Origin of the sequence: Streptomyces oceani (genome assembly GCF_001751245.1) — a bacterium.
GTDB classification, from domain to species: domain Bacteria; phylum Actinomycetota; class Actinomycetes; order Streptomycetales; family Streptomycetaceae; genus Streptomyces; species Streptomyces oceani.
This window is the reverse complement of sequence record NZ_LJGU01000108.1, coordinates 92,246-99,739: the sequence shown is the minus strand read 5'-3', so window position 1 is coordinate 99,739 and position 7,494 is coordinate 92,246. Positions and strand designations below refer to the sequence as shown.

Below are 7,494 nucleotides of genomic sequence, written 5' to 3'. Positions count from 1 at the left end.
GCGGCGGCATGGAGGCGGCGCTGCGGTTCCCCGGGGCTCCGGCACCGCCGCCGACCGAGCCGCCGGGTCAGCCGGGGCCGTCGGGTCAGCTGGGGCCAGCCGAGTGACAGTACGGCACGAGGTGGAGGTCGCAGATGCCTAGCCGCCTGGTCGATGTCACAGAGCGGCTGGACCTCATCGGTGCCCGGGACAGTGGCGGCTAGCGGCGCTGACGTCCACGGCGACCCTCATGCCCGACGGGTGCTGGAGGAGATGCTGGTGGGGTTCGCCGAGTACGGCTCGCCCCAGCTCGAGGTTCCTCGTGACTTTCGGCGGAGGGACGATGCCGTGATCCCTCACCGGGCCGAACTCGCCCAGGAAGAGATCGAGGAGCGGGACGGCTGTCGAGTGACCACCCCGCTCCGGGCGCGCTTCAGGGAGCGCAGTGACCGATCGCTACCGTGGCCGCGCCGCGCGCCGCCTTGGCCGGGTCCGTTCCCGGGGCGGTACCAGCTAGTACTCCGGCGTGGCGCGAGAGCGGCGAAGTGGTGAACGTGTTGACTTGAAGTTTGATTCAAGTAGCAGCCTGGTGGTCACCTACTCAGCCAGGAGGAAGCGATGAACGCCGTCACTGTGACCACCACTTCGACAACCACCGCCACCGACAGCCGGGCCACCACCCCAGCGAACGGGGACGCTCGTCCGACCCGGCTGGCCGTGCTCTACGGTAGCGTCCGCGAGGGCCGCTTCGGGCCGGTCATCGGCGACTGGTTCGTGCGGGAGGCGGAAGGCCACTCGGGCTTCGGCCAGGTCGACACCATCGACCTGGCGGACCACCAACTGCCCCAGGCCTTCCCCGACTTCGCCGCCGCGCCGCCCGCCGAGACGGCGCGGGTCCAGGACGGGTTGGCTCGCCGGCTGGCCGCCGCCGACGCCTTCGTCGTGGTCACCCCCGAGTACAACCACAGCTTCCCCGCCCCGTTGAAGAACACCATCGACTGGTTCCACGCCGAGTGGCAGGCCAAGCCGGTCGGTTTCGTGTCCTACGGCGGGATGAGCGGCGGGCTCCGCGCCGTCGAGCAACTGCGCCAGGTATTCGCCGAGTTGCACGCGGTCACCGTCCGGGACTCGCTCAGCTTCCACAACCCCTGGGGACGCTTCCAGGAGGACGGCCGCCCGGACGACCACGAGAAGGCCGCGGTGGCGGCCCGGGGCATGCTCGGCCAGCTCGACTGGTGGGCGACGGCGTTGCGCGAGGCCCGTACGAAGAGCCCGTACGCCGCCGCGATCGGCTGATGCCGGGGCCAGCGGGGCCAGCACACAGCCCATGACCCGCTGCCCGCACGTGAACTGCCCGGCTCGCCCCGACGTGGCGGGGCGAGCCGGGCAGCGGCCCGCGTTCGGCTGTTCCGGGCCCGGCTACTCCTTGACCTCGATACGATCCGCCGCCGGTGCCTCGAGCGGTTTCTCCTTCGAGGAGTTGTCCGTCAGATACGCCTCCAGCGCCGCCATGTCGTCCTCGCCGACCTGCGGGTTCTTCCCCTCGGCCAGAGTCGGGAAGCCGTCCCCGCCGCCGGCCAGGAAGCTGTTCATGGCGACCCGGTAGGTGGCGTCCGGATCGAGTGCCTCGCCGTTGATCCGTACGCTGTCCGCCACCACCCGGTCCGCACCGGACTTGGTCAGGTCGAGGGTGTACTCCACGCCCTCGGAGACCTGGAGGATCTTCGGGCTCTCGGCGTTGTCCCCGCTCACTTGCTCCCGTAGCACCTGGAGCAGTTGCTCGCCGGTCAGGTCGGCGAGGTTGACGGTGTTCGAGAACGGCTGCACGGAGAAGCCCTCCTCGTACGTCACCACGCCGTCGCCCTCGTCGCCGGACGCCTCGTGGGTGAGGTCGGCGCGGATGCCGCCGCTGTTCATCAGCGCCAGGTCGGTGTCCTCGTCCTGCTTCTTGCCGTCGGCCAGTTGGGCGTCCGCGATCAGGTCGCCCAGCGGTGTCTCGGGGACGTCTGAGCCGGCACCGGCGATGTCCTCCGCGATCCAGCCGATGGGCCGCTCAGCGACCGGTTCCGCCAACTTGCCCCAGCGCTCGATGAGTTTGGTCATGTCCTTGGCCTTGGGCTGCTCCCGGCTCACCACGTGGTTCGCCGCCGCCACCTCGGTGCGTACGACGTCCTTGGTGGCCCGGTCGTACGTCAGCGTGGTGTCCGTGTAGAGCGTGCCGAACGACGCGGCCGAGGTGACCGTGCGCGGCGTGCCCTCGGGGTCCGGGACGTTGCACGCGTACGCCTCGTGGGTGTGCCCGGTGACCAGTGCGTCCACCTTCGGGGTGGTCTTCTCGGCGATCGCCGAGACGGGACCGGAGATGCCGTCGCCCGGGCCGGGGCTGTCGCAGTCGTAGTTGTACGCGTCGCCGGCCGGCTTGCCGCCCTCGTGCACCAGCGCGACCACCGCGTTGACGCCCTTGCGCTCCAACTCCTCGGCGTACTTGTCGATCGTCTCGACCTCGTCGTGGAACTCCAGCCCCCTCACCGCGTCGTCCGCGACGAGATCGCCGGTGCCCTCCAGCGTGACGCCGATGAAGCCGACCTTCACCCCGCGCTGTTTCCAGACGTGGTACGGCTTCGTGATCGGCTCGCCGGTCCTCTTGTCCGTCACGTTCGCCGCGAGGTACGGGTAGTCGGCACCCTGGAACGTACGCCCCTCCTCGGCGCAGCCGTCCTCGGGGTGGCAGCCGCCCTTCTGAAGCCGCTCGAGCTCGGCACGTCCCTCGTCGAACTCGTGGTTACCGACGGAGGTGACGTCCAGCTCCAGCTTGTTCATCGCCTCGATGGTCGGCTCGTCGTGGAACAGACCGGACATCAGCGGGCTCGCCCCCACCATGTCGCCGGCCGCGGCGGTGACCGAGTACTCCTCGCCCTCCCGGGCCTCGCGCAGGCTGGACGCCAGGTACTCCACCCCGCCGGCCTTGACCTGCTTCGTGCTGCCGTCCGGCTGCCGCTCGGTCACCTCGCCGGCGGAGCCCTGCGGGGGTTCGAGGTTTCCGTGGAAGTCGTTGAAGGACAGCATCTGCACGTCTACCGTCCGACCGGTGGACCGGTCTGCTGACCGCTCGTGCGCGCTGGTCGTACGGCCCGAGGTGGACGCCGGGTCGCCCGCGTTGGCGGGGGTCGCGGCCGAGAGGAGGCCGACCGCGGTGGCCAACGCGGCGGCGGTGGTGGTGAGTCGAGCGGTCCGGCGTCTGCGCCCTGGGGCGCGCGCGGGGGCGCGTGTGGGGCGGGAAGTTACTGCCATGGCTCCTGTGGTCCCTCAAGTCCGGGGTCTGGTGGGGGTCGAGCGGAGGAAGCCTACGATCGACGCGCGTAGCGTGTCAGGGGGCGCGGTGTGAAGAGTCGGTCGTGCGCGCTTGGCCATCGGGTTGCGCCAGCGAGTGGTGCCAGTGCGGAGTGCCAGTTGGTCGTGACAGCGGGTCGTGCGGCTGGTTGTGCCGGCTGACCGGACAGCGGTCGGGAAGCGACGGGTCGACGGACCACCGCTCGCCGGGCGGCGGTTCGCCGGGGCGGCACGCTCGGTGGCGCGGGCTCCATTAGGCTCCCTGGCATGAGTGACGTGGTGGTTGCGGACGAGGTGTCCCCCCGGGACGTGCGGGAGACACAGGAACTGATCGACGCCGCCGCCCGGGTCGACGGGCAGCCGGCCGTCTCCGAACAGGGGCGGTTGCAGCTGCGCGGCGGACGCCGGACGGGCGTACGGCACCTGCTGGTGCACAGCGGCGACCAACTGGTCGGCTACGCGCAGCTGGAGGACACCGACCCCGTCGAGGCGCCGGCCGGTGAACTGGTCGTGCACCCGGAGCACCGGGGCCGCGGACACGGCCGTCGGCTGGGGTTGGCGCTGCTGGACGCCTCGGGCAAGCGGCTGCGGCTGTGGGCGCACGGCGGCCACCCGGCGGCCAGACACCTGGCCCAGCAGCTGGGGTTGACGCTGTTCCGCGAGCTGCGTCAGCTACGCCGGCCGCTGGCCGGGCTGGAACTGGCCGAGCCGACGCCGCCGGACGGTGTGCGGGTGCGTACCTTCCGGCCGGGCGAGGACGACGCCCAGTGGCTGGAGCTGAACGCCGCCGCCTTCGCGCACCATCCGGAGCAGGGCGGACTCACCCAGCGGGACCTGGATGACCGCAAGGGCGAGCCCTGGTTCGATCCGAGTGGTTTCTTCCTGGCCGTGCGCGGGGAGCGGCTCGTCGGCTTCCACTGGACGAAGGTGCACAGCGCCGAGCAGTTGGGCGAGGTGTACGTCCTCGGCGTCGCGCCGGACGAGCAGGGCAGCGGACTGGGGCGGGCGCTGACCGCGCTCGGGCTGCGGCACCTGGCGCGGGACCGTGGGCTGCCGACGGCGATGCTGTACGTGGACGCGGACAACGTGGCGGCGGTGACGGTGTACGAGCGGCTCGGCTTCCGTACGCACGAGACGGACCTGATGTACCGCACCGAGACCTGAGCCGGCGGGCGTACGTGCGTGGGCCGGCGGGCGTACGGTGCGCGCGGGCCGGCGGGCGTACGGGNTCCGCCTTGGCCGTACAGCAGACGGTGCGCGCGGGCCGGCGGGCGTACGGGCCGGGCGGGGCCTCGTGCCGCCCCCGGACCGGGCTCGGCCCGGGGCGCGCGGCAAGCTGGTGCTCGACTCGTCGCCACGTCGACGTAACCGGTGATTCAACCGCGCTTGCGAAGATCGCGGAATGCAGCCAGCCACTCGCGCCCCGCACGCCGCGCTCGGTGTCACCGACGCGCGGAACAATGGGTTCATGAGTCAGCCCGCTGCACCGAACTCCCAGACCGTACAGCCGTCCGTCGGATCGATCGCGGCACACCGGCCGCAGGCCGTCCCCGGAGCCGGGGCGACGTTGGAGCCGGACCTGGCGCCCGACCTGGACGCGGACCCGGACACCTACGAGGAGGGCCAGGAGCCGGACGCCGCCGAGTCGGACCTGCCGCAGGGCCGCTTCCTGGACCGCGAACGCAGCTGGCTGGCGTTCAACGAGCGGGTCCTCGAGCTGGCCGAGGACCCGGAGACCCCGCTGCTGGAGCGGGCCAGCTTCCTGGCCATCTTCGCCAGCAACCTGGACGAGTTCTTCATGGTGCGGGTCGCCGGCCTGAAGCGGCGGATAGCCACCGGCGTCGCGACCCGCTCCGCCTCCGGGCTGCAGCCCCGGGAGGTACTCGAGCTGATCTGGAACCGCTCCCGGGAGCTGATGGCGCGGCACGCCGCCTGCTTCCAGCAGGACGTCGCGCCCGCCCTCGCCGACGAGGGGCTGCGGCTGATCCGCTGGCCGGAGCTGAGCGAGAAGGAGCAGGCCCGCCTGTTCACCCTCTTCCGCCAGCAGATCTACCCGGTGCTGACGCCGCTCGCGGTCGATCCGGCGCACCCCTTCCCGTACATCTCCGGGCTGTCGCTGAACCTCGCCGTGGTCGTGCGGAACCCGGTCAGCGGCGCCACCCACTTCGCGCGGGTGAAGGTGCCGCCGCTGCTCGCCCGCTTCCTGGAGGCGTCCCCGCAGCGGTACGTCCCGCTGGAGGACGTGATAGCCGCGCACCTGGAGGAGCTGTTCCCCGGCATGGAGGTGCTGGCGCACCACATGTTCCGGGTCACGCGGAACGAGGACCTGGAGGTCGAGGAGGACGACACGGAGAACCTCCTTCAGGCGCTGGAGAAGGAACTCATGCGCCGCCGGTTCGGTCCGCCCGTACGCCTCGAGGTCGAGGAGTCCATCGACCCGTACGTCCTGGACCTGCTGGTGCGGGAGCTGAAGGTGAGCGACGCCGAGGTGTATCCGCTGCCCGGCCCGCTGGACCTCACCGGACTCACCGGTATCGCCAGCGCGATGGACCGGCCGGACCTGAAGTACCGCAAGTTCGTCGCAGGCACGCACCGTGACCTGGCGGAGGTGGAGTCCGCCTCGGCCCCGGACGTCTTCGCGGCGCTACGAGACCGGGACGTCCTGCTGCACCACCCGTACGACTCCTTCTCCACCTCCGTACAGGCGTTCCTGGAGCAGGCGGCGGCGGACCCGGACGTGCTGGCGATCAAGCAGACGCTCTACCGGACGTCCGGGGACAGCCCGATCGTCGACGCGCTGATCGACGCCGCCGAGTCGGGCAAGCAGGTGCTCGTCCTGGTGGAGCTGAAGGCCCGGTTCGACGAGCAGGCCAACATCAGGTGGGCTCGGAAGCTCGAGGAGTCCGGCTGCCACGTGGTCTACGGACTGGTGGGGCTGAAGACGCACTGCAAGCTGTCCCTGGTGGTCCGCCAGGAGGGCGACACGCTGCGCCGGTACGCGCACGTCGGCACGGGCAACTACCACCCGAAGACCGCCCGACTGTACGAGGATCTCGGTTTGCTCACCGCCGACCAGCAGGTCGGCGCGGACCTGTCCGACCTGTTCAACCGGCTCAGCGGCTACTCCCGCCGGGCCACCTACCGGCGGCTGCTGGTGGCGCCGAGGTCCCTGCGGGACGGGCTGGTCTCGCGGGTGCACAAGGAGATCGCCAACCACCGAGCGGGCCAGCCGGCAGGCATCCGGATCAAGGTCAACTCGATGGTCGACGAGGCTGTCGTCGACGCGCTCTACCGCGCCTCCCGGGCCGGGGTGCCGGTGGACGTCTGGGTGCGGGGCATCTGCACGCTGCGCCCGGGTCTGCCCGGGCTGAGCGAGAACATACGGGTGCGCAGCGTGCTGGGCCGGTTCCTCGAGCACTCCCGGGTCTTCGCCTTCGAGAACGCCGGCGAACCGGAGGTGTGGCTGGGCAGCGCCGACATGATGCACCGCAACCTGGACCGGCGTATCGAAGCGCTGGTGCGGGTGGCCGACCCGGCCCACCGCGCCTCGCTCACCCGACTGTTGGAACGCGGCACCTCGGACACGACCGCCTCCTGGCACCTCGACTCGGAGGGCGACTGGACACGCGTCGCGCACGACGCGGAGGGCCGACCACTGCGGAACATACAGGAAATGCTGATCGACGCCCGGAGGCGCCGACGTGTGCCAGCTACGTGACCTGAGCCCATCACCTGACCTGACTCCCTCATCTGGCCTGACTCCGTCACCGGATCTGACCCTGCCGCGCGACCCCTCCCGACAGCTCGCTCGCCCGCCGATCGTCCCGCTGCTCGCGGGGGCACGGCCGTGGGAGGGGGAGTGATGGGACAACGGGGGGAACCGGTCGCCGAGCGTGCCTCGGCGACGAGTGCCGGCGCCCGAGGCGCCGTGCGCGTCGGCGAGGCGCTGGGACCGTACCTGCACACCGAGGCCGCCGAACTCCTGCGTGCGCTGCGGGTACACGCCGAGAGCGCCGGCAGCGCCGAGTCGGCGACCGAGACGGCGGCGGCCGTACGCCAGCTGCGGGGCGCCGCCGGACGGCTCGGCGGCGCGCTGCACGCCTACCGCCCGCTGGTCGACACCGCCTGGGCGGACCAGCTGCGCGCCGAACTCGGCTGGCTGTCCGACACGCTGTCCCGGGAGTA

General features: G+C 71.5%; 5 protein-coding genes. 4 read left to right on the top strand and 1 reads right to left on the bottom strand.

All coding sequences use genetic code 11. From position 1 onward, the window contains the following. The first annotated feature begins 597 nt into the window (after positions 1 to 597). Complete coding sequence (locus tag AN216_RS05165; RefSeq protein ID WP_079166274.1) at positions 598 to 1,275, top strand: NADPH-dependent FMN reductase; 678 nt, start codon at positions 598 to 600, stop codon at positions 1,273 to 1,275. A 123-nt stretch (positions 1,276 to 1,398) separates the two neighbouring features. On the opposite strand, the gene AN216_RS05160 is transcribed toward AN216_RS05165, so the two are convergent. Then, positions 1,399 to 3,270, bottom strand: coding sequence for a bifunctional metallophosphatase/5'-nucleotidase (locus AN216_RS05160; RefSeq protein WP_070195379.1), 1,872 nt, complete (start codon positions 3,268 to 3,270; stop codon positions 1,399 to 1,401). Between the two features lie 306 nt (positions 3,271 to 3,576). On the opposite strand from AN216_RS05160, the gene mshD reads away from it, so the two are divergent. From mshD to AN216_RS29060, 3 genes are all read left to right on the top strand, one after another. Then, positions 3,577 to 4,473, top strand: coding sequence for a mycothiol synthase (gene mshD / locus AN216_RS05155; protein ID WP_070195378.1), 897 nt, complete (start codon positions 3,577 to 3,579; stop codon positions 4,471 to 4,473). A gap of 304 nt (positions 4,474 to 4,777) precedes the next feature. Beyond that, positions 4,778 to 7,027 (top strand): RNA degradosome polyphosphate kinase, encoded by a 2,250-nt coding sequence (locus AN216_RS05150; protein ID WP_070195400.1) that lies wholly within the window; start codon positions 4,778 to 4,780, stop codon positions 7,025 to 7,027. 144 nt (positions 7,028 to 7,171) lie between these two features. Further along, a partial coding sequence (locus AN216_RS29060) for a CHAD domain-containing protein (RefSeq protein ID WP_170843032.1) occupies positions 7,172 to 7,494 on the top strand: 323 nt, incomplete at its 3' end.